Here is a 24,820-nt window from a genome sequence, read left to right as displayed (position 1 = left end):
CTTCATGGCCCCCGGAATGGCGATCTGATCAGATCGCTGTTCCGGGGGTTTCCTTTCAGGACCAGCCGCCGCCGAGCGCCAGGAAGACGGCAATCTGGTCCTGCACCAACTGCACCCGCGCCGCCGCCGCCGAAGCCTCCGCATTGGCGAGCGAGCGCTGCGCGTCCAGCAGGGACAGGAAATCGCCCCGCCCGAAGCGGAACAGCTTGCTTGCCTGCGCGGCCGAAACCCCCGCGCTATCCCGCGCGCGGTCGAGAGCCGCCGCCTGATCGGCATGGCGACGATAGTTTTCCAGCGCCGTTTCCGTCTGGCGCAATGCCTCCAGCACCGTTCCGTCGAAGCGCGCCAGATCGGCCTGGACCTGCGCATCTGCCTGCGCGATCCGCGCCCTGACGACGGGACGGTTGGGAAAGCTCCAGCTTAACAGCGGTCCCAGGCTCATGCCGAAGCTGGCCCCTGAACCTGCACTTTTGAGCGGTCCAGACAGGCCCAGCGATCCACCAATGCTGATCTGCGGGTAGAGATCGGCGGTCGCCACTCCGACGCGGGCCGTGTCGGCGGCGATGCTGCGTTCCGCCTGCCGGATGTCCGGCCGTCGCCGGATCAGCGCAGCGCCATCGCCCACCAGCAGGGCCGCACCCAGCGCCGGCAGGGTCGCGCAGCTTTCCACATCCTTCGGATAATCGGCCGGCGGCCGGCCCAGCAAGGTTGCCAGCAGATACAATCCACCCTGCCGCTGCGCGTCGAAGGCGGGCAGGCTGGCCTCGCTTGCGTCGACCGCCGCCTGCGCACGGCTGACGTCGAAGGCCGTGCCCCGCCCTCCCCTGAACAGCCGCTGCGTGGCGCCCAGCGTTTCCCGCTGCAGCGCCACGACGCGCCGGTTGACGGCCAGCGAATAATTGGCGGCGCACACCTGCGCATAAGCGCGCGCCGTTGCCGCCGCCACGCTGACCCGTACATAGTCGCGCGCCGCCGCGACCGTTTCCAGATCGGCGGCGCTCGCCTCTATCGCGCGCCTGATCCGGCCGTTGAGGTCGAGCGGATAGGAGGCGGCAAGGCCCAGATCATAGCCGACCACGCCCGGCAGGCTTTCTGCCGTGCCCGAAGGCCGCGAAAGCGTCGCGCCCCCGCTGACCGTCGTGCCGATGGTGCGTGCGGCCTCCGCCTCGCGCAGGACGGCCTCCGCAGCGGTCAGGTTGGCGTCGGCGACGCGCAGGTCGCGATTGGCGACAAGGGCCTGTTCCACCAGCGCGTCCAGCCGGGGGTCGGCATAGAGCCGCCACCAATGATCGGGCAGATCGGCGTTGCTGAAGCGGGCATCCTGCGCCGACAGGAAGGCGCCCTGCGCGGCGGGAGCGGTTGCCGCCGAATTTTCGGATGGACGATAGTCCGGACCCGCCGTGGCGCAGGCGACCAGTGCAAGGGCGAGGACAGGCACCCCCATCCTTGCTCCGCGCCTTCGGCCGGAGGAAGAAAAGGCGCCACTGGCCCGCATCTCACGCATGACGGCACCCCCCGGCCTTCGCATCCTTGCGCGCCGGTTCGATCGTCACGGTGGCTGTACGCCCGGCGATGAGCTTTACCTCCGGGGGCACCTGCGTCAGCTTCACTCGCACCGGGATGCGCTGGGCCAGCCGCACCCAGGAGAAGGTCGGCTCGACCGTCGGCAGCAGATTGCCCGAATCCGATCGGCTGCTGTCATTGATGCCATAGGCGATGCTGTCGACCCGGCCGTGCAGATCCTGCGCCTCCCCCATCAGGCGCACCGTCACGGGCGCACCGATGCAGACCAGCGGCAGCTTGGTTTCCTCGAAATAGCCCTCCACGCGCAGGCTGTCGCGGTCGACCAGCGCCATGGCCTGCTGCCCCGCCGCCACGAAATCACCCGGATGAAGGTCGAGGTTCGTGACCACCCCATTGACCGACGCGACCACCCGTGTCCGCCGGAGGTTGAGGGCGGCGGCATCCCGCGCGCTCATCGCTTCGGCCAGCGCCGCCTCCGCCGTCGCGACGCGGGCGACATTCTGCTCATGCGCTTCCTTCGCCACCAGATCGCCCAGCGCCACGTCGCGGGCCGCCTCCCGCCGGGCCTGGCCGAGCGTCGCCCTGGCGCTGGCGATCTGCGCTTCGGCCTGCTCCACCGCCAGCGCGTAGCGGGGCCGGTCGATCACGAACAGCAGGTCGCCCGCCTTCACCGCCTGATTGTCATGCACCGCGACGGAGGTGACGAGTCCGCCAATGTCGGGCGTCACCCGCACGACGTCGGCCCGCACCCGCCCGTCGCGCGTCCAGGGGCTGCGCTCATAATGATTCCACATCCACAGCGCGACGAGCACGGCTGCGATGACGAGGACGATGGTGGCGGCGCTGCGGGTCAGCGTGGCGACAAAGCGGTTCATAGACGGATTCCAAGGGCGGGAACGAGGATGGCGAGCGCCCCCAGCATCAGCACGAAGATGCTGAGGTCGACCGCCGCGCGATAAGCGAGGAAACGATAGAGGCCGAAGGCGCCGATCAACCGGGTTACGCCCCAGCTCAGGATCAGCGCCGCCAGCGCCAGCAATAAAAGGGTCGGCACATAGACGCCCCCCAGGGCGATTTCTCCGGTCATGCCGGCTGTCCGATCGGCGAGGGTTTCCGATAGCCCTGACTGTCGGGGAAAAGATTGCGGCGCAGGCTGACCAGCGCAAGGATACCCTCCCGCCGGATCGCGGCGTCGGGATTATCGGACAGATGACTGATCGCGCCGTCGATATCGGTCAGCAGCGCCGGACGGGCCGGTTCCGGTGCATCCGGGTCCAGCCCGCGATAATGGGCGCTGACGCCCGTCAGCACATCGGCGAGCGGCGCGGCTTCATCGACGGGCAGGTCGAGCCGCAACTGCCGCAATTCGCCGATGGCGACGCCGGTCCGCAGGTCGCGCAGCGCGTCGTAGAGCGGCTGCCCGCTGTCGGACCGGACGGCGGCCAGCCGGGGCGCCAGCAGCGCGATGCGATCCAGCATCCGGTTGATCCAGCCGCGCAGGTCAGGCGGCGTCATCAGCGTGGCGCGATTGGCGATGTCGTTCCAGCCTGCGCGCACCGTGCGCCGGATCGCCCGCTCCACCCCCGCCGACTGCAGCAGCCCGGCCATGATGATCGCGTACCAAATGCCGACCAGCTGGGCCACGGTGCCATTGGCGTAGCTCGCGAAGGCGCCGACATACCGATCGGACAACAGCACCGGACTGCCCAGTCCCAGCAGCGTCGGCAAGGCGATGCCCATCCAGCGCGGCGAGGCCATCATGGTGCCCAGAAGCAGCAGCATCGGCGCATAGGCGGCGGCCAGCATGGCAAAGCCGTCAAGGCGCGGCATGATGGCATAGCCATAGACCGCGCCCAGCAGCGAAGCGGCGATGGTGCCGATCATGAAACCCTTTAGCGGCGCCAGCGGATTGTCCGACCCCGCGAAGAGCGAAAGGAACACGCCCGCCAGCATGACCGCGCTACCGCCGTCCTTCCATCCGCTGCCGATCCAGAGCGCGCAGCCCAGAGCCACGGTGACGAAGGCCGCGAATGCGCCGCGCGCCGCGCCGCCATAGTCCCTGTGCAGTTCCCGGTTGCGCCGCCCCTCCAGCAATTCGCCGACACGGGCGCTGACCGCCTCCCGCCTGTGGGTCACCATCTGGTCATAGAGGTCGCGGCAGTCGCGATGCGCGGCAATCAGTGCGGCGAGGCGGGCAAAAAGGCTGAGGCGCATCATGTCCGCCCAGCCCATCTCCGCCCGCGCCGCCGGTTCCAGCGCGGAACATTGGGCGATCAGCGCATCCGCCGCTGCATTGCGGACGGCGAGATCTTCGCCGGGGTTGACGATCCAGGCCCGGACATCCGCTATCAATGTTTCGACCTGCCGCGGCACGACGCCGCCGCTGGCCGCCTTCAACATGGCCAGGCGATCCTCCACCGCCGCGCCCAGCGGCAGCAGCAGCGAGAGTTGGTCCTGCATGGCGCGCACCGTTCGCACACGCGGCGCGAGGCGGCTTATGTCGAAGGGCAGATGCACCGACATCTGGTGCAGTTCGGTGATGTCCTGCGCCAGGCGGCGGCGTTCCTGCGCCAGCCCCTCCACCGGCTCCAGCGCGATGGCGTCATGCGACCAACGTTCCGCATCGCGCAGCATGGCCGCCGCGCGCGCGAGCAGCAGATCGGTTATGGAGCCGGGGAAGACGACGCCATGAACCAGGCTGCCGCACAGGATGCCGATGGTGATTTCCTGCACCCGCAGCGTCGCCACGGTGAAGATGGTCTGCGGCGTGTCGACGTCGGGAAAGACGATGAGGCAGGCGCTATAGCCCGCCAGCACGAACATATAGGATCGCGGCGTGCGGTCGAGCAGCGAGACGAAAACGCACAAGGCCAGCCACAGCGCCATGGCGAGCGACAGCAATTCCGGCGCATTGACCAGAGGCGGCACGACGGCAACGGAGAAGATCGCCCCGGTCAGCGTGCCGATGATGCGGAACACCGCCTTGGAAATCACCGCGCCGGCCAGCGGTTGCGCGACGATATAGCTGGTCAGGAATGCCCAATAGGGACGTTCCAGCCCGATGCTGAGCGCGACGTAGAGCGCCAGCATCGCCGCCGCGAAGCATTTGAGGGAAAACAGAGCCGCGGGCCAGCCGACGCGCTCGCCAAAGGCGTTCATGTCAGCGCTCGCATGTCGGACCATTCATGGCGGGTCGTCCCCGTTACGACTGACCCCGCCGCTCGGCCATGCGCCGCTCCAGCAGGTTCAGCAGGTTGACGATGATCTCGATGGCGGCGTCCGGCACACCCTCCAGCAATTCGCGCCGCAAATCCTCCAGCCGCGCCTCTATCCGGCCGATCAGTTCCCGGCCTTCCGGCGTGAAGGCGATTCGGTTGGAACGGCGATCATCGGGATTCGGCACGCGCCCGACAAGTCCCGCCGCCTGCAACTGGTCCAGGGTCCGCACCAGCGAAGGCTGGGTGATCCCCAGTTCCTCGGCGAGATCGGCCTGCCGCGCATCGGCGCCGAGCCGGTCGAGATAGATGAGGCACCAGGCCGCGCTGTTGGAAACGCCGAATTCGGCCAGCGCCAGATCGGCCAATTGCCGCCATTGCCGGGCCACCTGCGGCATTTTATGCGCCAGCGCGCGCTTCAACTCCGATCGGGACATTTTATTTAGATAGCTAACTAATCTCTTGCGTCAAGGGTTTCCGTTCCGCCCCGGCGCAATCGGGAGTATTTTCGGGCCAAGAAAATGGGGCTGGGAAGTCGCGCGCCCAGCCCCTTTCCCAGCCTTCCAACCTCAGCCTGCCGATCCTTCAGGCCCGACGCGTGCCCGAAAAACCCGCCGTGCCGAAGGCGCCAAGCTGCATGGTGCCGGTGATGCTGTCGCCGCTCACTTCCGCCTCGCATTCCAGCGTCATCGGCATGGGCAGCGTCATGTTCATCTTCCAGCTCAGCTTGTTGCCCTCGACCTTGCCTTCTGCCACGTCGAGCGAGCCCATCATGCCGGCGAAGGTACCGTGAAAGCCGTCGCCCGAGCTGATGACGGTCAGCACGCCGTTCTGGTCGCCCATCGGCGTCTTCGCCACGCAATCATAGGCGCCGTCCACTGCTGCCATAGCACTTCTCCTTTACGTAATCGTCAATCTGCCAATGTGCCCATTTCGACCGGAAGTCCGACCGCGTCAAGCTGTGGCTTCACTAGTTTCGCGTCGCCCACCACGACCCAGATCAGCCGGTCGGGATTGATCGCCTCCCGTGCTGCCTTGTCCATGTCCGCCGCCGTCATGGCGCGGTAGACGCCCGGAAGCGTCTCATAATAATCATCCGGCCGCCCGATCATCCGGTTCCGCATCATCGCCCCCAGCAGATCGGACGAGGTTTCGAAACTGCCCGGCAAGGACAGGATCTGGCTGTTGATCGTCTGGTTGCGTTCCGCCTCGGTCGTTCCCTTGGCGGTCAGGAAATCGCCGATGTCCTTCCGCGCGGCGACGATGGACTCGCCGGTCTTGTCGGTCTGCACCGGGGCATAGACCAGCAGCGGGATCGTCTCCTTGACGCCCGGCAGTGCGCTGCCCGCATAATAGGCCCAGCCCTTGGTCTCGCGCAGGTCCATGATCAGGCGGGATGTCGAGCTGCCGCCCAGCACTTCATTGGCGGTCAGCAACGTCACCGGATTGTCGGTGCCCGCCTTGTTGGTCAGCTGCCCGGCAAGGATCATCGACTGGGGGCTTTGCGGCTTGTCGACCAGGATGATCCGCGAAGGCCGCATCATGCGGTCCATGCGGAACAGCTTCGTCCCCTTTGCAACCCTGGGTGCCTTCCAGTCGCCGAAACGCTTTTCCAGCAGCGGCATCACGTCGGCCAGCGTCGTGTCGCCCGTCACGAAGATCGTCGCATTGTCCGGCCGAAGCCATTTGTCATGGAAGGCGACCAGATCGGGCCGCGTCGCCGCCTTCACCCCGCTTTCCGTGCCGGAGCCGGTGAAGGGAATGCCATAGGGGTGCGCCTGTCCATAGAGCAAGGGCGGCAGCAGGCGCTGCGCGATCGGCATGGGTTCGGTCTTTTCCGCCGCGATCCGGGTCAGCACCTGGCCGCGCAGGCGTTCGACCTCCGCCGGCGCGAAGGCCGGGTTGCGGATCACGTCCGCCAGCAGGCCGAGCGAGGCGTCCAGATTCGGCTTCAGCGCATAGAGGCCGACATTGGTCGCGTCCATGCCGTTGCCGGCGCTGATCGACGCGCCCAGCCGTTCCTGCTCCTCGGCGATCTGGATCGAACTGCGCGTTGTCGTGCCCTCGTCCAACAGCGCCGTGGTGAGGCCCGCCGTGCCCAGTTTCGCCTTGTCGTCGGCGGCATTGCCCGCGTCGAAGGACACGGACACCCGCACCACCGGCACCGTCGCCCGGCGCGCGAACACCACCGGGATGCCGTTCTTCAAGGTCGCATGTTCGACCGCCGGAAACTCCAGGTCCTTGACCGGCTCGATCCCCGGCTCCGCGATCCTGGTCGGCGGGGGCGGGGTCGCCGCGACCGGCGCGGGCTTCTTGGGATCGCGGAAATAGGCCGGATGATGGGTGGCGTTGCCGGCCAGCGCGTTGTCCTCCGCCGACCGCTCGCCCGGCGCCACGGTCAGCCGGAAGACCGGCCTTCCCAGCCATTTGCGCGCGGCGTCGCTGACCGACTGGGGCGTCGCCGCGGCATAGGCGGCCAGATCCTTCTTATATTTGCCCGGATCGTTCGAATAGACGGCGCCTTCGGCCAGGGTCACCGCCTTGCCGCTGAAGCCGCCGACCTTTTCCAGCCCGCCGATGGTGCCCGAAAGCTGCTGCGTCGCGGCGCGCTGCACCTCGTCCGCCGTCGGACCCTTGGCAAGATAGTCGGCCAGAAGCTGGTCGAGCCGCTTGCCGACCGCCACCGGGTCCTGTCCCGGCTTCACGTCCACGGTGATCTCCGCGATGGAGAGCTTCTCGAAGGGCTGGATGTTCGCCTTCACGCCCACCGCGACCTTCTCGTCACGCACCAGTATATTGTCGAGGCGGGAGGAATTGAGGCCGCCGAACACCGCCATTGCAAGGTTCAGCGGGACCAGGTCGTCCGAATTCACCCCAGGCACGATCCAGTTGCGGTAGAGCCGGGTGGCGGCGACATTGTCGTGCATCACCTTCTCGACATCCTTGTCGAGCGTGGGCACGGTCGCATCTACATCCTTGGGCGCGGGGCCGGCGGGGATGTTGCCGAACCATTTTTCGACCTTCGCCCTGGCCGTGGGCACGTCGATGTCGCCCGCCAGCACCAGCACGGCGTTGTTCGGGCCATAATGGGTCTTGAACCATGTCTGCACGTCGCCCAGGCTGGCGGCGTTCAGGTCCGCCATCGAACCGATGGTCGAATGGCGATAGGGGTGCCCTTCCGGCAGCATGGCTGCGAGCTGCGCATATTCGACCAGCCCATAGGGCTCATTCTCGCCCATCCGCTTTTCATTCTGCACGACGCCCCGCTGGGTATCGAGCTTGGCCTGCGTCACGGCGCCGAGCAAATGGCCCATGCGGTCGGATTCGAGGAACAGCGCCCGGTCGAGCGCCCCGGTCGGCACCGTCTCGAAATAATTGGTGCGGTCGAACCAGGTCGTGCCGTTCCAGTCGGTCGCGCCGATATCCTCCAGCCGCCCGAAAAAGGGTCCGTCGGCATTTTCCGAGCCATAGAACATCAGATGTTCGAACAGATGGGCGAAGCCCGTCTTGCCTGCCGGTTCAAAGCGCGATCCCACATGATACCAGATCGATACGCCGACCACGGGCGCCTTGCGGTCGGTGTGGACGATGACGCGGAGCCCGTTCTTCAACGTGAACTGCTCATAGGGAATGTTCACCGCCGCCACCAGGCTGGAGAGCGGCGCGGGCGCGCTGGCCGACGGCGCCACCGGAGCGGCCGCCGCCGGCATCGTGGGAACAAGCGCGAGCGAGGACAGGCCGATCATCAACATTATCCGGCGGGAAAAGGGGGAGAAGGTCATGAGCGCCTCATGATGGTCAGTGGATTGGCCGGCAGCATAGCGGGGCGCTTTAGCCGCGCAATACGCTTTCCGCTGGACAGGCGGGATGGGCGCGATAGGCTTTGCCTCCAACCATAAGAAGAGGTCTTCGCACCCGATGCGCCGTCATTCCCTCGCCTTCGTGTCCGCCCTCGGCCTTGTCCTCGCCACGCCCTACCCCTCCTCCGCTGAAACCGCGCCTGCCATCGGTGCGGACGCCATTCGCGCCGATATCGGTTTCCTGGCGGACGACCTGCTGGAGGGGCGCGACGCGGGCACGCGCGGTTATGACATCGCCGCCCGTTATATCGCCGCCCGGTTCGAGGCATTGGGCCTGCGGCAGGTCATTCCCGATAGCTGGTATCAGCCCGTGACGCTCGCCGTGGCACGGCTAGACAAGGCGTCCGCGCCCTCGATCAGCATCGGCGGCAGGCGCTTCGCCAATGGCGAGGATATCGCCATCGGCGCATTTGGACGCGAACCGCGGCAGAGCATGGAGACGCAGGCCGTGTTCGTCGGCTATGGCCTGCAATCCGATCGCGAGAAGATCAACGATTATGCTGGCCTCAACCTCAAGGGCAAGTTCGCGGTTGCGCTGTCCGGCGCCCCGGCCGGCATGCCGAGCGAGATCGGCGCGCATCTCGCCGCCGAAAAGTCCCTGGCCGCGCAGCAGGCAGGCGCCGTCGGCCTTATCACCATACCCACCGCCAGCTATCTGGGCCGCACGCCGTGGGAAAAGATACGCGACCGGGCGCAGCACCCTTCGGCAAGCTGGATCGCCAGGGACGGCCAGCCCTATGTCCGCACGCCTGCCATCCGGGGCACCGCGATGGTGACCGGCGCAGCAGCCGACGCACTGCTCGCAGGATCGGGCAAGAGCCTCGCCGCGATCCGCGCGCAGGCGGAAAGGAAGGGTGCCCGGCCCAGGGGATTCGCGCTGCGACCCACGGTCCGGATCGACCGCACCAGCATCGTCGAAACGGCACCCAGCCGCAATGTGCTGGCGGTCCTGCCCGGCGCCGACCCGGCGCTTTCGCATGAATATGTGCTGCTGATGGCGCATCTCGATCATCTGGGGATGGAGGAGAACGGCAAGGGACCGGACAAGGTCTATAACGGCGCGATGGACAATGCGTCGGGCATCGCCACCCTGCTTGCCGTGGCAAGGGCGTTCGCGGAGAGTGGGGAGCGCCCCAGGCGGTCCATCCTGTTCGCGGCCGTCACCGCGGAGGAAGACGGGCTGCTGGGGTCGCAATATCTGGCGAAGAACCCTGTCCTGCCGGCAGGCGGCAGGCTGGTCGGGGTGGTCAATCTCGACATGCCGATCCTGACCTATGATTTCCATGACGTGATCGCCTTTGGCGCCGATCATTCGACCCTTGGGCCCATTGCGGAGAAGGCGGCCAGGGCGCAGGGCATCTCGCTTTCGCCCGATCCGTTGCCGGCCGAAGGGCTGTTCACCCGGTCCGACCATTATCGCTTCGTCCAGGAAGGGGTGCCGGCGCTGTTCCTGATGACCGGCTTTGCGGGTCCGGGAAGGGAGGCGTTCGAACATTTCCTCAAGACCGATTATCACCAGCTTTCCGATCAGATGAGCCTGCCCTTCAACTGGGATGCGGCCGCGAAGTTCGCCAGGGTGAACTATGCCATTGCGCGGGAGATCGCGGACGAGCCGCAGGCGCCGCGCTGGTACAAGGGGGATTTCTTTGGGGATGCATTTGCGCCGGATGCGCCCAAGGCGACGAAACCATGAACGATCCGGTGAATTGATAGCGCATAAGGATATTTGCGTAGCGCCTCTTGTGTTGCTTTTATGCAACATTACATCGTGAGCAGCTTCACGAAGGGGATAGTATGAACCTCGAAAAATTCACTGACCGCGCCAAGGGCTTTCTCCAGTCGGCGCAGACCGTCGCGATCCGGATGAGCCATCAGCGCATCAGCCCGGAGCATTTGCTGAAGGCATTGCTGGAGGACCAGCAGGGCATGGCGTCCGGCCTGATCAAGGCGGCGGGCGGCGATGCGGGCGTGGCGTTGCGCGAAACCGATGCGGCGCTGGCCAAGGTTCCTGCCGTTTCCGGCAGCGGGGCGCAGCAGACACCCGGCCTCGACAACGACGCCGTGCGCGTGCTGGACAGCGCGGAACAGGTCGCGGCCAAGGCGGGCGACAGCTTCGTCACGGTCGAGCGGCTGTTGCTGGCCCTCACCCTGGCCACCACCACGGCGGCGGGCAAGGCGCTGAGCGCGGCAGGCGTGAAGGCGGAAGGCCTGAACGCCGCGATCAATAATCTGCGCGGCGGACGGACCGCCGACACGGCGGGGGCGGAGGATCGCTATGACGCGCTCAAGAAATTCGCCCGCGACCTGACCGAGGCGGCGCGCGAGGGCAAGCTCGACCCCGTGATCGGCCGCGACGAGGAAATCCGGCGGACGATCCAGATCCTGGCCCGCCGCACCAAGAACAATCCCGTCCTGATCGGCGATCCCGGCGTCGGCAAGACCGCCATCGCCGAAGGGCTGGCGCTGCGCATCGCCAATGGCGACGTGCCCGATACGCTGAAGGACCGCACGCTGATGGCGCTCGACATGGGCAGCCTGATCGCGGGCGCCAAATATCGCGGCGAGTTCGAGGAACGGCTGAAGGGCGTTCTCGACGAGGTGAAGGGCGCGGAGGGCCAGATCGTCCTGTTCATCGACGAGATGCACACGCTGATCGGTGCGGGCAAGTCCGAGGGGGCGATGGATGCGGGCAATCTGCTGAAGCCTGCCCTTGCGCGCGGCGAACTCCATTGCATCGGCGCGACGACGCTCGACGAATATCGCAAATATGTCGAGAAGGACCCCGCGCTCCAGCGGCGCTTCCAGCCCGTCTTCGTGGGCGAGCCGACGGTGGAGGACACCATCTCCATCCTGCGCGGCCTCAAGGAGAAATATGAGCTGCACCATGGCGTGCGGATCACCGACGGCGCGATCGTGTCGGCGGCGACGCTCGGCAATCGTTACATCACCGACCGTTTCCTGCCGGACAAGGCCATCGACCTGATGGACGAGGCCGCCAGCCGCCTGCGCATGGAGGTGGAATCCAAGCCGGAGGAGATCGAGACGCTCGACCGGCGGATCATCCAGCTCAAGATCGAGCGGGAGGCGCTGAAGAAGGAGACGGACAAGGCGTCGCAGGACCGTCTGGCGGCGCTGGAGGAAGACCTGGCCAATCTGGAGCAGCAGTCGGCCGAACTGACGCAGCGCTGGCAGGCGGAGAAGGACAAGATCGCGGGCGAGAGCAAGCTGAAGGAACAGTTGGACGCCGCTCGCGTCGAGCTGGACCAGGCGCAGCGGGCCGGTGATCTGGCAAAGGCGGGGGAACTGGCTTACGGCCGCATCCCCGACCTGGAACGCAAGCTGGAGGAGGCCCAGAACGTCACCCAGGGCGCGATGCTGCGCGAGGAGGTGACGAGCGAGGACATCGCCTCTGTCGTCAGCCGCTGGACCGGCATCCCCGTCGACCGCATGCTGGAGGGCGAGCGGGAGAAGCTGCTCGCCATGGAAGCGGAACTGGGCAAGCGCGTCATCGGGCAGGCCGATGCGGTGAAGGCCGTGGCGACCGCCGTGCGCCGATCCCGGGCCGGATTGCAGGACCCGAACCGGCCGCTGGGATCGTTCCTGTTCCTGGGGCCGACGGGCGTCGGCAAGACCGAGTTGACCAAGGCGCTTGCCGGCTTCCTGTTCGACGACGACAGCGCGATGGTGCGCATCGACATGAGCGAGTTCATGGAGAAGCATTCGGTCGCCAGGCTGATCGGTGCGCCTCCGGGCTATGTCGGCTATGAGGAAGGCGGCGTGTTGACCGAAGCCGTCCGCCGCCGCCCCTATCAGGTCGTGCTGTTCGACGAGGTGGAGAAGGCGCATGGCGACGTGTTCAACGTGCTGCTGCAGGTGCTGGACGACGGCCGCCTGACCGATGGGCAGGGCCGGACGGTGGACTTCACCAACACGATCATCGTGCTGACGTCGAACCTGGGCAGCCAGTTCATCGCTTCGCTGGCCGATGACGAACCGGTGGAGAAGGTCGAGGATCAGGTGATGGACATCGTCCGCGCCCATTTCCGGCCGGAATTCCTGAACCGGCTGGACGAGGTGATCCTGTTCCACCGCCTGGGCGCGAGCCATATGGCGCCGATCGTCGACATCCAGGTGGCGCGGATCGGCAAGCTGCTGAAGGACCGCAAGGTGACGCTGGACCTGACCGACGGCGCGCGGGCGTGGCTGGGGCGGGTCGGCTATGACCCGGTCTATGGCGCAAGGCCGCTGAAGCGGGCGGTGCAACGCTATTTGCAGGACCCGCTGGCCGACCTGATCCTGCGCGGCGAGGTGCCTGACGGGGCGACCGTGAAGGTCGATGAAGGCGATGGGGGGTTGAGGCTGGGGATTGGTTGAGCGTTTCAATCAGGACCGGATGAGACAAACAGAAAGGGCGCTTCCTGATGGAAGCGCCCTTTCCTTATACCCTTTCGGACCCGTGAAGATCAGTAGTTGAACTTCGCGCCGACGCGGAAGTAGCGACCAAGGATACCCTCGCCGCCCTGGACCGGGTTATAGGCATGGGCGCCATAGGTGACCGGATCGATCGGAGGCATCTTGTCGAACACGTTCAGCATGTTGGCATAGAAGGTGAACTGATCCGTCACCTTGACCTGCGCGTTGAGGTCGAAGGTGATGTAGTTCTTCACGCGGCAGGGCACGAAGCGGTCCGGATTCTGGCCGCAATCCTTGTAGCCGTCACCCTGGTCCATCGCCGACAGGTCGTACCCACCGAAGAAGTTGGTGGTGCCGCTGAGCGCGAATTTGCCGAAGTCCAACGTGTTGGTCCAGGTGCCGCGCCACTTGGGCGTGCCCGAACCGGCGGTCAGGTTGAAGTTGCCCAGCGTGCCATCATAGCGCTGCACCGAACCGTCGGGGAACTTGGTTTCCAGACGGATGATGTAGCTGGCCTCCAGCGAGCTGTTCCAGCGGATGCCGTCGCTGATCGGCAGGTCGAGATTGGCGCCGAAGTCCAGGCCTTCCGACTTGATCGTGTCGGCGTTGATGAAGCCGGACTGGACGAAGGCCACGCGCGGCTGACGCGGATCGCCCGGAGCGATGGGCACGTCCTCGATCACGTTGAAGCCCGCCGGGATCGGCAGACCGGCATAATAGGCCTGCAGTGCAGGCGTATTGTCCGCCGTGGTGATCGCGCCCGTCTTCTTGATGTTGTAATAGTCGACGGTGAAGGACAGGCCCCGCATCGGCTCGACCAGGATGCCGGCGGTGAAGCTGCGCGACTTTTCCGGCTTCAGATTGGGATTGGCCAGCGACGTCGCACCATAGGTGCCGCTGCGGATATATTGCGGACAGCTGCTGAAGGTCGCGACCGTACAGCCATATTGAGCCAGATAGGTGTCGTTGAACAGCGTCGCGCCATTGCCCACATAACCGGTCGTCGGGAAGGTCGCATTCGCCTCACCGAAGCTGGGGATGCGGAAGCCCTTCGAATAGGTACCGCGCAACAGCACCTGCCTGATCGGCTTCACCTTCACGCCGATCTTCGGCGAGAAATTGTCGATACCGCCGGAATAGCGGTCATAACGGCCCGACGCGTTGATTTCGACCTGGTCGATGATCGGCGCGTTCAATTCGGCATAGGCCGAATAGACGCGGCGATTGCCCTTCACGGCAAAGCCGTTCAGGCGATAATAGCGCTCCGTACCACCGTTGATATCCGAATTGATCGAGGGCGAATCGACCGCTTCGTAGCGGAACGACACGCCGAAGCCGAGCTGCAGCGGACCACCGGGCAGATCGAGCAGGTCGCCGCTGACATTCGCCTGCGCCTGCACCATGTCGGAGGTCGACGTCGCGATCGCCGTCGGCATCAGATAATCCAGGGTTGCCTGGCTGTTGGCGTTCGGATTGACGAAGTTGTAGCTGCCGTCGGCGATCACGTCCAACAGATGCTGGATATAGATATAGCCGTCCGACTTGCGGCGCAGGTCCATGTGCATCGCGGTCGCGTCGACCTGATAGTTCCACTTGTCGTTGATCGGTCCCTTGATGCCGATCGCGCCGCGATAGGCGCGGGTGCGCGATTCGTCATGCTCGATCGAATTGGAAATGCGACCGATGATCGCGGCGTTCTGACCCGATGCCGCGAAAGGGTTGTTGGGGTTCAACGTGCCGTTGGCGGCGGTGCAGGCCACGGTCGTGCCGCGCGGGCAGACATAAACCGGCAGTTGCAGGATGGTGTTGCCGCCATAATAAGCCACATTGCCCGAGCTGCTGTAGCGCGGGAAATAGAAGGGTGCCGGCGCATTCGCACGAATGGTCGTGGGCAGGCCGTCATAGCTGACATCAGTCTGCAGGAAGTTGAACTGGGCATAGGCTTCGCTCGAATCGCCGACCCGGGCGGTGAAGCGGGCCGAGAAACCGTAGCGTTGAATATCCGGATTGATGACGCCGTAATTCTTGGTCAGGTCTTCCTGACAGACGGTCGACGGCGCACCCGCTGCGAGATTGTCCGCCAGTTCGGCAGGCGTCAGGGAATAGGAGGTGCTGCGGGCATTACAACCAGCGGGATTTAGAAGCTGATAGTTGCCGCTTTGAGTGCCGGTCAGCGAATTCGCGGGTCGGACGAAGAAGTTGCTGCCGGTGTTGGTGACGACCGGACTGAAACCCGGATAATTACCTTCACCGTCCAGGCCATCGACGACGTTGTTGGGGCCGCAATTGCCGTCATGGCAAACACCGCGATAGTCGTCGCTGTTATAGGGATAGCCGCGCTGGCTGTTCTTCAGCTGCTTGCTATTATAATAGAAGCCGCTGACATAGGCGTTATAGCCATTGTCCTCCAGATCGCCGGTGCCGGCGGTCAGCGACAGGCGATATTGCTGCCCGTCGCCGCGGCTGGAGATGCCGCTTTCCACGCGGCCGGCAACGCCCTTGAAATTCTTCTTGGTGATGACGTTGACCACGCCCGCGATCGCGTCCGCGCCATAGCTGGACGAGGCGCCGTCGCGCAGCACTTCGACATGGTCGACGATATCGTCGGGGATGGTGTTGAGGTCGACGAAGTTGCGCGTACCGTCATCCGACAGCGGGTAATAGGCAGCGCGCATGCCGTCGAACAGGACCAGCGTCGAGTTGGTCGACAGGCCGCGCAGCGACACGGCGGAAGCGCCGGCCGCAAATGCGCCATTGGCCGAAAAGCTGTTGGTCAGCGCCGGGCCGTTATTGGCGGCTATGCGCTGCAGACCTTCCTGAACCGTGCTGATGCCGCGCTTGTCGAGATTTTCGACCGAGACGGTGGTGATCGGCGACGGGGTTTCGGCGTCGGTGCGGCGGATGATGGAGCCGGTAACGACGATCACGTCGCCGTTATCTTCAGGCGCTGCGCCCTGCGCCGCTTCCTGGGCGAAGGCGGGTGTGGCGAAAGCGGCAAAACCAGCGCCTGCCAATGCAAGCGCCTGCAGCGCCGCGCTTCCGCGCAGCCACGCGTTATTCGAGTTGGTCTTCACTATCCAGTCCCTTGCTCTGGAGGTTCGCGGATTGGCCCGCGTACTGTTTTAGACGCGTGAAGAGGGCGAAGAGCCCGACAGCAAAACCCTCTTCACGCGTGCTGCGGATTACTCTGCGCAGACGTTTTATGAGTGTAAAGCAGGGGAGAAGGTCAAAAATCGCATTTGATCTTAACTGTATCAATTATGCCACAAACCCGAAAAACTCACATTGAACGGCTGTTTAACAACATTGTTACAGGTCCGAGTTTTCGGGCAAAATTTTACATTTTCGGCGCCGGCAAACGAACGAATAAAATTATAGTTCCGTGAAATATTGCTTCACTGCGGCGGCATTGGGCCGGCGAGCAGAAGCGGGTCGATCCGGGCGTCATTCCACTTCATGGCCCAATGCAGATGGGGTCCGGTCGCCCTGCCGGTGGCGCCGATCGCGCCGATGCGCTGTCCCTGGACCACATGCTGGCCGGGAATCACATCGATCCGCGAGAGGTGCAGGAAGGCGCTGTTCAATCCATGGCCATGGTCGATCATCAGCAGATTGCCCTCCAGCGTGAAAGGGTGATCGGCCGCCAGCGTCACCACTCCATCGGCCGGGGCCACCACCGGCTCGCCCGGGGCGCCCGCTATGTCGACGCCGCCATGATAGGCGCCCGGCTGTCCCTGATAAATACGCTGCGCGCCGAACAGGCCGGAGATGCGGCCAAGACGCGGCCAGATGAACCGCTGGCGCCAGCCCTGCGCGTCGGTCATTTCCTTGCGAGCGGCGGCGATCTGCTCCAGCTCCGGCTTTCGCAAGGCGAGGAAGGCCTGCGTGTTCCTGGTGGGGCGCAACGGCGCATCGACCTGTTCGATCCGCCAATCCCGCGATGCGACGGCCAGGGTGCGCTCGACCATGGTTCCGTCGGCAAGACGCGCCCTCAGCCCGGCCTGCGGCGCGGCATCGCGATCGAAGGCGATCAGGAAGCGGCCATCGGCATCGACCGGCACCAGCTGGTCATCGAAACGCAGTTCGACGGTGCCCCTGGGCGCCGTGCCCAGCAACGGGCCGCCCTGCATGGGGGCGCCGTTCAGAACCAGTTCCGGACCGGCGGGAGCAGCGGACGTCGCGACCGTCATGCCGGCCACCGCCAGTGCCGCCGCGACGATCCAGCGCTTCATCTAGGATCCGCGCGCCTTCAGTTCGGCCTGGGCGGACAGTTCGGCGCTGGCATAAGGTTCCTGCCGCGATATGCTCCAGTAACGCAGGTCGTCCAGCGGAATCTTCCGTCCGCTGACGGCGCAGACCACATGGTCGCCCGCCTGCAGGACGCGAAAGCTGTAGGCCATATAGTGCAGCCGGGCCGGGCGGTCGCGGTTGGACATCAGCATGGGATCACTCGGCCTTTCTCGTACGGCGGCATCGTCAGGAAAACAGGTCCTGCTGCCCGATTTCCTTGCCCTTGCGCGGTTTGCGCGGGGTGCGGGACGGACTCGATATAGCTTCCGCGGACGGCTTCTCAAGGGGGGTGCCGCCCTGGATGCTCGCGCCCACCGCGCCATCGCGGAAGTGCAGGCTGACGACGCCTTCCGCCTGGGCCTGCGCCACGGATTTCACCAGCCGATCCCCGGCCATCACCCGCGCAAATCCGCGTTGCAGCGGCAGATCGGGATCGACCGAGGTGAAAAGCCGCGACACCCGGTCGAAGGCGGTCGCCCGGTCCTGATAGACGCGCTCCAGATAATCCGGGCGCAGCCGCAACCGGTCGACGCGCTCGGCAGCACGGCTGACATATTGGCGGAGCAGCGCAGGCCGCAGCGCGCCGCCCGCCTGGCCGAGATGCGCGCGCGCGTCGGCCACGCGGTGCCGCAGCGCGCCGCCAAGGCCATCGGACAACTGGTCCAGCCTCTGCCGCTGGGGGCTGAGCAGCATGTCGGGCGTGGGCATCAGCCGCGCCTGCATTTCCAGCCGTTCCCGCGCCTGCGCCGCGCCGCGCCGCACGGCCCGGTCCATGCGAAGCCCCTGTTCGGTCAGCATCGCCAGCAATTCGGCCCGCACGGGCACGGCCATTTCGGCGGCGGCGGTCGGCGTGGGAGCGCGCATGTCGGCGGCATAGTCGCAGAGCGTCGTGTCCGTTTCATGTCCCACGGCGGAGATGATGGGGATGGAGCATTCCGCGACGGCGCGGACGACGATCTCCTCATTGAAGCTCCACAGATCCTCGATCGACCCGCCGCCGCGCGCCACGATCACCAGATCGGGCCGGGGCACCATGCCGCCGGGCTGCATCTCGCTGAAGCCGCGCACCGCGCGCGCCACCTGATCGGCGGCGCCGTGCCCCTGGACCAGCACCGGCCAGAGCAGCACCTGGGTCGGGCATCGATCCTCCAGCCGATGCAGGATGTCGCGGATCACCGCACCCGTGGGGGACGTCACCACGCCGATCACGCGGGGCATGAACGGCAAGCGGCGCTTGCGTTCCCGGTCGAACAGCCCTTCCGCCGCCAGCTTCTGCCTGAGCTTTTCCAGCAGCGCCATCAGCGCGCCTTCGCCAGCCAGTTCCATCCGCTCGATCACGATCTGATATTTGGAGCGGCCGGGATAGGTGGTGAGCTTGCCCGTCGCGATCACCTCTACCCCGTCCTGCGGCGCGAAGGGCAGGCGTGCCGCCCCGCCCTTCCACATCACGCCGTCGATCACGGCATTGTCGTCCTTCAGGCAAAGATAGATGTGCCCCGATCCGGCCCGCTTGAAGCCGGAAATCTCCCCGCGAACGCGGACATGGCCGAAACGGTCCTCGACCGTGCGCTTCAACAGGCCCGACAATTCGCTCACGCTGAGCGGCGGCGCGTTGTCCCCCGAGCGTTCCTCGGCTAACAGGCGCCCCGACACATCGAAACCAGCTTCATATTCCGGGGACATGGGCGAATGAACATCCTTCTGTTGGGCGGCGGCGGCCGCGAACATGCTCTGGCGTGGAAGCTGGCGCAATCGCCGACGCTCGACACCCTTTATGCCGCGCCGGGCAATCCCGGCATAGCCCAGCACGCGACATTGGTCGACCTTGATGCCGCGGATCATCGCGCCGTGGTCGATTTCTGCCTGCGCCACAGCATCGGCCTGGTGGTGATCGGCCCGGAAGCGCCGCTGGTCGACGGACTTGCCGACAATCTGCGGGTCAAGGGCTACCCGGTCTTCGGTCCCGGCAAGAGGGCGGCGCAGCTTGAGGGGTCCAAGGGCTTCACCAAGGATCTGTGCAAGCGCGCAGGCATCCCGACCGCCGCCTATGAACGCGTCAAGAGCAAGGACGGCGCCGTCGCCGCGCTGGACGACTTCGCGCTGCCCGTGGTGATCAAGGCGGACGGGCTGGCGGCGGGCAAGGGCGTGATCATCGCGGAAACCCGCGAAGAGGCGCTGGAGGCGCTCGACACCATGTTTTCCGGCGCGTTCGGCGCGGCTGGCGAGGAAGTGGTGCTGGAGGAATTCATGACGGGGGAGGAAGCCAGCTTCTTCGCCCTGACCGATGGCAGCGCCATATTGCCCTTCGGATCGGCGCAGGATCACAAGCGGGTGGGCGACGGCGACACCGGCCCCAATACCGGCGGCATGGGCGCCTACAGCCCGGCCCGCGTGCTGACGCCCGAACTGGAAGCGCAAGTGATCGCGACGATCATCCGTCCCACGGTCGACACGCTGGCCGCCGAAGGAACGCCCTATAGCGGCGTGCTCTATGCCGGGTTGATGCTGACGGCCGAAGGGCCGAAGCTGATCGAATATAATGCCCGCTTCGGCGATCCCGAATGCCAGGTGCTGATGATGCGGTTCGACGGCGATCTGGTTGCGCTGCTGCTTGCCGTGGCGGAAGGAAGGCTGGCGGACCAGGGGCCGGTGCAACTGGCGGACCGCGCCGCGCTCACCATCGTCATGGCCGCGAACGGTTACCCCGGCACGCCCGACAAGGGCGGCGCGATCACCGGCATCGATGCGGCGGAGGCCGGCGGCGCGCGGGTTTTCCACGCCGGGACGACAGAGCGGGACGGCATGATCGTCGCCAATGGCGGCCGCGTGCTCAACGTCACGGCGACCGGTCCGACGGTGAAGGCGGCGCAACAGGCCGCCTACAGCGCGGTCGACGCCATCTCCTTCCCGACCGGCTTCTGCCGCCGGGACATCGGGTGGCGCGAAGTGGCGCGGGAGGAAGCGCAGCGCTGATCCCCTTGCGGCGCGCGCTCAACCGTCCTTAAATAAGGCAAATTCAGACAGGGAGGGACAAGCGATGCAAGAATTCTTCATGGACTATGGCCTGTGGCTGCTGATCGCGCTGCTGGTCATCATCGGCATCGTTTTCCTGCTGTCCGGGCGCAATCGTCCCAGTGAGCCTTCCATTCCCGCCGAGTCGAAGCCGGTGGCGGCGCCTGTTGCCGCTCCGCCGGTTTCCGTGCCGGTCGAGACGAGCGCGCCCGAACCGGCGATGGCCGCTCCGGCCGCCCCCTCGCCCTCGCCCGCGCCGGTCGAACCTTTGGCGCCGGTTCCTGCCCCCGATTCACCGGCGGCTGCCGCGCCGTCCGGCGATGCCGACGACCTGCTGAAGCTGAAGGGGGTCGGCCCCAAGCTCAACACGCTGCTGATCGAACTGGGGGTCACGCGCTATGCCCAGATCGCGGGCTGGAACGATGCCGACATCGCCGCGATCGACGCCAGGCTGGGCAGCTTCAAGGGCCGCCCGGTGCGCGACCAGTGGATCGACCAGGCAAAATATCTCGCCGCCGGGGATGTTGCAGGCTTCGAAGCCAAATATGGCAAGATCTGACGGGTCAGGCCGGCAGCGGCGATGGGGTCAGGGATGGCGCCGCCGGCCCCTGTCGCTGTTGAAGGACGGCAAGCTGGGCGATAATTATCAGGCGGACGGCGTGCATATGAATCCGGCCGGATATCGCATCTGGGCCAATGTCGTGCGCCAGCGGCTGAGCGAAGTGCTGCCGCCCGCGACGATAGACCGCTGCGTCTGTCAAGGAGGCGCGGTGCCCCCCCTCCCGGACCGAGGTGGGTGATCAGAAGATGCCGAGAAACTTCTTTTCCTGACGCCTGTTTTCCCGGACGCTTCCCTTGCCCGCCTCATCCTTGGCCGTGGTGCCGTGGCCGACATCGTCGCGGGGCTTGCCGCCTTTGGTGCGCTGGGCCGCCGCAGTCGCGCCGGCGAGCACTGGGCCGCAGGCGGCGCTCTTTGCGTCCCCGACATCGACAAAGGCAAGGACGGAGGCGAGCGGGGTCGCGGCGATGCCCAGGGCGGCGGCTGCTCCGCCGCGCGCCACCAGTTCGGGGCTGATCACGTCGATGCCGGGTCGGGCGAATGTCCCGTTGATGCCGATGGGTGACTGACCGGAAAACAGGCTGAACTTCTTGCCGTCCGCGCGGAAGGCGAGGTCCAGGCTCTCATTGCGGAAGGAAAAGCCGCCCCGGCCCAGCATCACATTCTTTCGCGTGTCGATGATGATCGGGTCGGCGGCCGCCACGCCGTCGCGCACGGTGAAGGCGATCAGCCCGCAGTTGATCTCCACCGGGTCCTTGAGCTTCTTCTGGAACATCTTGGTGATGAAGGTGCCGATGTCGAGTTCCGACAGCTGGACGTTGCGCGCCCACATCGAACCGGCCGGCAGGATGACCGCGATGCGGCCGTTGGAGGCGCTGAGCGAATCGTGCAGCGTGTTGCCGAGGCCGGTCATCTGGACGCGCGCCTTGATCGTGCCGGTGGTGCCCGATTCCTCGACGCCCCAGCGGGCGAGCAGCTTGCCCATCGGCGTGGGCGACAGGCGGATGTCGTAACTGGTGCGAACCGGCTGTGTCCGGGCGTTGATGCTGATGTCGGAACTGACATGGCCGCCCGACATGTCGAAGGTCAGCGGTGACAGGGTGAGCAGGCTGCGGTCGAGCGAGAGGGTGAGGCCGATATTGGACACGGGCACATTGTCGGCGCGGATGCGGCCTATGTCATAGCGCAGCCGGGCATCGAAATTGCGGAGCGCCTCCACCCGCAGCGGCGCATCGGGAAGAACGCGCGGCGCTCCGTCCACGGTCTGGATCGCGCCGGCCTTGCCCTGCTTCGCCAACCGCTCGGGATCATAGCCGATGAAGGGACCGACATCGACGATATCAAGGCTGCGGGTGGCAAGGGCGGCCTTCAGCAGCAGGCGATCATCCGGCTGCGACACGGTCATGCGTCCCGCCAGATCGCTGTCGCCGAAGCGGCCCTTGAGATGGGTGAAGCGCCACTCGCCATCCACCTTGGTCAGGGCGGAGGTGAACCGATAGGCGCGGGTTTCGGGGATGGCCACGCCCAGGAAATCGAACAGCCGGGCAAGATTGGGTCCGTGGGTGACCAGGCGCAGGTCCGCGCCCTCTATCTCCGTCGCCCCGGGTAGCGTGCCGCTGACCTCCAGCACGGTCGCCCCCGCCTGGGCATGTAGGGCAAGCTGGTTCCTGCCGCCCGTCACCATTTCATCGGGCGAGAGCAGGCCGCCGCGCAATGTGAAGGGGCGGCCCCGCATCGTGCCGGCACCAGAAAAGCGCACATCGCTGGCGAAGCGGGTGTCTTGCGCTTTCACCGTCTCGAAGCCCAGATCGGCGGCAAGCTGCATGCGGGGATCGCGATAGCGCAGCGTCGTCCCGGTCAGCGCGGCGCGACGGATCAGCGGCAGGTTGAGCGGCTCACCCTTCCTGAGGGGGTCACCGAAGGTCCATGTGTTGTTCCTGCCGTCGCGCGACCATTCGAGATCGACAGCGGCGTTGCGCAGTTCCAGCCAGCGCAGTCTGTACCTGTCCCCGAACAGCAGGCTGAGCGGCGCGATGCGGCTGTCGATCAGGTCAGCGCGGAAAAAGGCGGGCCGGCTGGCCCAGCGCGTATTGGCGATGACCATTTGCCGGGCGCGGAACTTGATGGTGACGGGGTCGAAATAAAGCTGGAAGTCGCCGCCGACGCGAACCGGGCGCTCCAGGCGGCTGCTGACGATCCGTTCGAAGGGATGTTTGAGGAAGCGGCCCTTTGTGATGAAGAGGATCAGCCAGAGCGCGAAGAATATGCCGATGATCCAGAGCAGGATGCGCGCCGGCAGGGGGAGCCTTCGCCAGCCCTCGCGCGCGCGCCGGACATAGTGGCGCGTGCCACGGGGATGCGGCGCACCGCTTGCCGGCATGTCCGGCCGGAGGGGATCGGCGTCGGCCATGGCGGTTGAACGCCGATCCGCCTTTTTGGGTCCGAATCGCTTGCGTTCGGCAATGCTTCCGACTATGGGCCGCCCTTCGCGATATTCGGAAGGACCGCCCGGCTAACTAGGGCTGCCGTGGCTGTTCGTAATCGTCGCGCTTTGAAAAGGAGACGAAAATGCCCAAGCTCAAGACCAAGAGCGGTGTGAAGAAGCGCTTCAAGTTCACCGCTTCCGGCAAGGTCAAGCACGGCGTCGCTGGCAAGCGTCACCGCCTGATCAGCCACAATGCGAAATATATCCGCCAGAACCGCGGCACTTCGGTCATGTCCGACGCCGACGTGGCACATGTGCGCCTCTGGGCGCCCTACGGCCTGAAGTAAGGAGTAGAGGCACATGGCACGCGTAAAACGTGGTACGACCACCAAGGCGAAGCATAAGAGGATTCTGGATCAGGCGAAGGGCTATTATGGCCGTCGCAAGAACACGATCCGCATCGCCCGCCAGGCCGTCGAAAAGGCCGGCCAGTACGCCTATCGCGACCGCAAGGTCAAGAAGCGGACCTTCCGTGGCCTGTGGATCCAGCGCATCAACGCCGGCGTCCGCGCCGAAGGCCTGACCTATTCGCAGTTCATGCATGGCCTGAAGCTGGCCGGCGTGGAACTGGACCGCAAGGTTCTGGCCGACATCGCGATGCACGAGGGCGAGGCGTTCAGCGCCATCATCGCCCAGGCGAAGGCTGCGCTGCCCGCGGCCTGAGCCGGAACGGTCGCAAGATCGTCCAAAAAGGGGCGCCGGGGCAGATGCCTTCGGCGCCCCTTTTCGTTTCTGTCACCCTTGAAGGGAGCGTCCCATGTCGCTGCATGTGTGGTGGTTGTATGTCACGGCGGTTTTCCTGATCTCGGCCACGCCGGGACCGAACATGCTGCATGTGATGACCCAAAGCATTCACCATGGGCCGCGACGGGCGATGATGACGATGGCGGGCCTGATGAGTGCGGTGCTGCTCTGCCTGATCGCGTCGGCGCTGGGGCTGGGAGCATTGCTCAAGGCATCGCCCCGACTGTTCGACGTGCTGCGCTATGCGGGCGTGGCCTATCTGATCTGGCTGGGCGTCAAGGCCTGGCGAGCGCCGGTGGGCGACGCGGGCGAGGTGGGCGCGACGCGGGCTGGAGCGAAGTCGGCTGGGGCGCTTTATGGGACCGGGCTGCTGACGGGTCTCAGCAACCCCAAGCTGATCATCTTTGCCGCCGCGCTGTTTCCGCAGTTCATCGATACCGCAAGGCCCTTCAGCGTGCAGCTCGCGATCCTGGTGGTCAGCTTCGTGGTGATCGAAAGCTTCTGGTACAGCGTCTATGCGCTGGGCGGCATGAAGCTGAAGCGCTGGCTGGCGCCTGTGAACCGGCAGCGGCTGTTCAATCGCGGTACGGGGGTGATGTTCATCGGCTTTGGCGGGGCCTTGCTGGGCGCGCGGGCCTGACCGCCATCATCGTTCCCGTGCGCGGGAATCCATCCGGCAGCCCGCATCCGCGCCAGTCATGAAAACGGCACGCTTTGC

General features: G+C 65.7%; 20 protein-coding genes. 8 read left to right on the top strand and 12 right to left on the bottom strand.

Annotated features, from left to right (window positions below; genetic code table 11):
* Positions 1-55 precede the first annotated feature (55 nt).
* The 7 genes from MRBLMC3_RS20730 to MRBLMC3_RS20700 form a co-directional block, all read right to left on the bottom strand.
* Positions 56-1,444, bottom strand: a complete 1,389-nt coding sequence (locus MRBLMC3_RS20730; protein ID WP_363831994.1) for an efflux transporter outer membrane subunit — start codon at positions 1,442-1,444, stop codon at positions 56-58.
* A gap of 52 nt (positions 1,445-1,496) precedes the next feature.
* Positions 1,497-2,399 carry an efflux RND transporter periplasmic adaptor subunit gene (locus MRBLMC3_RS20725; RefSeq protein ID WP_363831991.1) on the bottom strand — a complete coding sequence of 301 codons (903 nt, stop codon included), beginning with the start codon at positions 2,397-2,399 and terminating at the stop codon, positions 1,497-1,499.
* Positions 2,396-2,611 (bottom strand): DUF1656 domain-containing protein, encoded by a 216-nt coding sequence (locus tag MRBLMC3_RS20720; protein WP_363831988.1) that lies wholly within the window; start codon positions 2,609-2,611, stop codon positions 2,396-2,398. The genes MRBLMC3_RS20725 and MRBLMC3_RS20720 overlap by 4 nt, the downstream gene beginning before the upstream one ends.
* Complete coding sequence (locus MRBLMC3_RS20715; RefSeq protein WP_363831986.1) at positions 2,608-4,683, bottom strand: FUSC family protein; 2,076 nt, start codon at positions 4,681-4,683, stop codon at positions 2,608-2,610. Before MRBLMC3_RS20715 ends, MRBLMC3_RS20720 begins: the two co-directional genes overlap by 4 nt.
* A gap of 43 nt (positions 4,684-4,726) precedes the next feature.
* On the bottom strand, positions 4,727-5,176 hold the full coding sequence (locus MRBLMC3_RS20710) for a MarR family winged helix-turn-helix transcriptional regulator (protein WP_363831984.1): 450 nt from the start codon (positions 5,174-5,176) through the stop codon (positions 4,727-4,729).
* 148 nt (positions 5,177-5,324) lie between these two features.
* Complete coding sequence (locus MRBLMC3_RS20705; protein WP_133653240.1) at positions 5,325-5,627, bottom strand: hypothetical protein; 303 nt, start codon at positions 5,625-5,627, stop codon at positions 5,325-5,327.
* Between the two features lie 23 nt (positions 5,628-5,650).
* A complete protein-coding gene (locus tag MRBLMC3_RS20700) occupies positions 5,651-8,521 on the bottom strand; it encodes a M16 family metallopeptidase (protein WP_363831981.1) in 2,871 nt (956 codons plus the stop codon).
* A 136-nt stretch (positions 8,522-8,657) separates the two neighbouring features.
* On the opposite strand from MRBLMC3_RS20700, the gene MRBLMC3_RS20695 reads away from it, so the two are divergent.
* Both MRBLMC3_RS20695 and clpB read left to right on the top strand, forming a co-directional pair.
* The gene (locus MRBLMC3_RS20695) at positions 8,658-10,292 is read left to right on the top strand and encodes a M28 family metallopeptidase (RefSeq protein WP_363831978.1); all 1,635 of its coding nucleotides are present in this window, start codon (positions 8,658-8,660) and stop codon (positions 10,290-10,292) included.
* 101 nt (positions 10,293-10,393) lie between these two features.
* On the top strand, positions 10,394-12,973 hold the full coding sequence (gene clpB / locus MRBLMC3_RS20690; protein WP_363737930.1) for an ATP-dependent chaperone ClpB: 2,580 nt from the start codon (positions 10,394-10,396) through the stop codon (positions 12,971-12,973).
* An 89-nt stretch (positions 12,974-13,062) separates the two neighbouring features.
* On the opposite strand, the gene MRBLMC3_RS20685 is transcribed toward clpB, so the two are convergent.
* The 4 genes from MRBLMC3_RS20685 to xseA form a co-directional block, all read right to left on the bottom strand.
* On the bottom strand, positions 13,063-16,086 hold the full coding sequence (locus MRBLMC3_RS20685; RefSeq protein ID WP_363831975.1) for a TonB-dependent receptor plug domain-containing protein: 3,024 nt from the start codon (positions 16,084-16,086) through the stop codon (positions 13,063-13,065).
* 321 nt (positions 16,087-16,407) lie between these two features.
* Positions 16,408-17,244, bottom strand: coding sequence for a M23 family metallopeptidase (locus MRBLMC3_RS20680; RefSeq protein WP_363831972.1), 837 nt, complete (start codon positions 17,242-17,244; stop codon positions 16,408-16,410).
* Positions 17,245-17,454 (bottom strand): DUF2093 domain-containing protein, encoded by a 210-nt coding sequence (locus tag MRBLMC3_RS20675; protein ID WP_363737926.1) that lies wholly within the window; start codon positions 17,452-17,454, stop codon positions 17,245-17,247.
* Between the two features lie 34 nt (positions 17,455-17,488).
* Positions 17,489-18,985 (bottom strand): exodeoxyribonuclease VII large subunit, encoded by a 1,497-nt coding sequence (gene xseA, locus MRBLMC3_RS20670; protein WP_363831970.1) that lies wholly within the window; start codon positions 18,983-18,985, stop codon positions 17,489-17,491.
* A gap of 6 nt (positions 18,986-18,991) precedes the next feature.
* Between xseA and purD the strand changes: the two genes are divergently transcribed.
* From purD to MRBLMC3_RS20655, 3 genes are all read left to right on the top strand, one after another.
* Complete coding sequence (gene purD / locus MRBLMC3_RS20665; protein ID WP_363831967.1) at positions 18,992-20,275, top strand: phosphoribosylamine--glycine ligase; 1,284 nt, start codon at positions 18,992-18,994, stop codon at positions 20,273-20,275.
* A gap of 64 nt (positions 20,276-20,339) precedes the next feature.
* Positions 20,340-20,873 (top strand): hypothetical protein, encoded by a 534-nt coding sequence (locus MRBLMC3_RS20660; protein WP_363831965.1) that lies wholly within the window; start codon positions 20,340-20,342, stop codon positions 20,871-20,873.
* The gene (locus MRBLMC3_RS20655) at positions 20,860-21,114 is read left to right on the top strand and encodes a hypothetical protein (protein WP_363831962.1); all 255 of its coding nucleotides are present in this window, start codon (positions 20,860-20,862) and stop codon (positions 21,112-21,114) included. Before MRBLMC3_RS20660 ends, MRBLMC3_RS20655 begins: the two co-directional genes overlap by 14 nt.
* Here MRBLMC3_RS20655 and MRBLMC3_RS20650 read toward each other — a convergent pair whose 3' ends face one another.
* Complete coding sequence (locus tag MRBLMC3_RS20650) at positions 21,115-23,283, bottom strand: AsmA family protein (RefSeq protein ID WP_363831959.1); 2,169 nt, start codon at positions 23,281-23,283, stop codon at positions 21,115-21,117.
* A gap of 158 nt (positions 23,284-23,441) precedes the next feature.
* Between MRBLMC3_RS20650 and rpmI the strand changes: the two genes are divergently transcribed.
* From rpmI to MRBLMC3_RS20635, 3 genes are all read left to right on the top strand, one after another.
* Entirely contained in the window at positions 23,442-23,645 is a 204-nt protein-coding gene (gene rpmI / locus MRBLMC3_RS20645; protein WP_007689506.1) for a 50S ribosomal protein L35, read from the top strand.
* 13 nt (positions 23,646-23,658) lie between these two features.
* The gene (rplT, locus tag MRBLMC3_RS20640; protein WP_007689504.1) at positions 23,659-24,021 is read left to right on the top strand and encodes a 50S ribosomal protein L20; all 363 of its coding nucleotides are present in this window, start codon (positions 23,659-23,661) and stop codon (positions 24,019-24,021) included.
* Between the two features lie 94 nt (positions 24,022-24,115).
* Positions 24,116-24,742 (top strand): LysE family translocator, encoded by a 627-nt coding sequence (locus MRBLMC3_RS20635; RefSeq protein ID WP_363737915.1) that lies wholly within the window; start codon positions 24,116-24,118, stop codon positions 24,740-24,742.
* Positions 24,743-24,820: the final 78 nt, after the last annotated feature.

The organism is Sphingobium sp. LMC3-1-1.1 (genome assembly GCF_040676285.1).
In the GTDB taxonomy this organism is placed as follows: Bacteria; Pseudomonadota; Alphaproteobacteria; order Sphingomonadales; family Sphingomonadaceae; genus Sphingobium.
This window is presented reverse-complemented; position numbering and strand designations above follow the sequence as displayed.

Bases quoted from the DNA above. Each gene is read 5' to 3' on its own strand.
- clpB (WP_363737930.1), top strand. From the start codon at position 10,394: ATGAACCTCGAAAAATTCACTGACCGCGCCAAGGGCTTTCTCCAGTCG.
- MRBLMC3_RS20705 (WP_133653240.1), bottom strand. From the start codon at position 5,627: ATGGCAGCAGTGGACGGCGCCTATGATTGCGTGGCGAAGACGCCGATG.
- MRBLMC3_RS20635 (WP_363737915.1), top strand. From the start codon at position 24,116: ATGTCGCTGCATGTGTGGTGGTTGTATGTCACGGCGGTTTTCCTGATC.
- MRBLMC3_RS20675 (WP_363737926.1), bottom strand. From the start codon at position 17,454: ATGCTGATGTCCAACCGCGACCGCCCGGCCCGGCTGCACTATATGGCC.
- rpmI (WP_007689506.1), top strand. From the start codon at position 23,442: ATGCCCAAGCTCAAGACCAAGAGCGGTGTGAAGAAGCGCTTCAAGTTC.
- MRBLMC3_RS20660 (WP_363831965.1), top strand. From the start codon at position 20,340: ATGCAAGAATTCTTCATGGACTATGGCCTGTGGCTGCTGATCGCGCTG.
- MRBLMC3_RS20695 (WP_363831978.1), top strand. From the start codon at position 8,658: ATGCGCCGTCATTCCCTCGCCTTCGTGTCCGCCCTCGGCCTTGTCCTC.
- rplT (WP_007689504.1), top strand. From the start codon at position 23,659: ATGGCACGCGTAAAACGTGGTACGACCACCAAGGCGAAGCATAAGAGG.
- MRBLMC3_RS20715 (WP_363831986.1), bottom strand. From the start codon at position 4,683: ATGAACGCCTTTGGCGAGCGCGTCGGCTGGCCCGCGGCTCTGTTTTCC.
- MRBLMC3_RS20720 (WP_363831988.1), bottom strand. From the start codon at position 2,611: ATGACCGGAGAAATCGCCCTGGGGGGCGTCTATGTGCCGACCCTTTTA.
- MRBLMC3_RS20710 (WP_363831984.1), bottom strand. From the start codon at position 5,176: ATGTCCCGATCGGAGTTGAAGCGCGCGCTGGCGCATAAAATGCCGCAG.
- purD (WP_363831967.1), top strand. From the start codon at position 18,992: ATGAACATCCTTCTGTTGGGCGGCGGCGGCCGCGAACATGCTCTGGCG.
- MRBLMC3_RS20730 (WP_363831994.1), bottom strand. From the start codon at position 1,444: ATGGGGGTGCCTGTCCTCGCCCTTGCACTGGTCGCCTGCGCCACGGCG.
- MRBLMC3_RS20650 (WP_363831959.1), bottom strand. From the start codon at position 23,283: ATGGCCGACGCCGATCCCCTCCGGCCGGACATGCCGGCAAGCGGTGCG.
- MRBLMC3_RS20725 (WP_363831991.1), bottom strand. From the start codon at position 2,399: ATGAACCGCTTTGTCGCCACGCTGACCCGCAGCGCCGCCACCATCGTC.
- MRBLMC3_RS20700 (WP_363831981.1), bottom strand. From the start codon at position 8,521: ATGACCTTCTCCCCCTTTTCCCGCCGGATAATGTTGATGATCGGCCTG.
- MRBLMC3_RS20680 (WP_363831972.1), bottom strand. From the start codon at position 17,244: ATGAAGCGCTGGATCGTCGCGGCGGCACTGGCGGTGGCCGGCATGACG.
- xseA (WP_363831970.1), bottom strand. From the start codon at position 18,985: ATGTCCCCGGAATATGAAGCTGGTTTCGATGTGTCGGGGCGCCTGTTA.
- MRBLMC3_RS20655 (WP_363831962.1), top strand. From the start codon at position 20,860: ATGGCAAGATCTGACGGGTCAGGCCGGCAGCGGCGATGGGGTCAGGGA.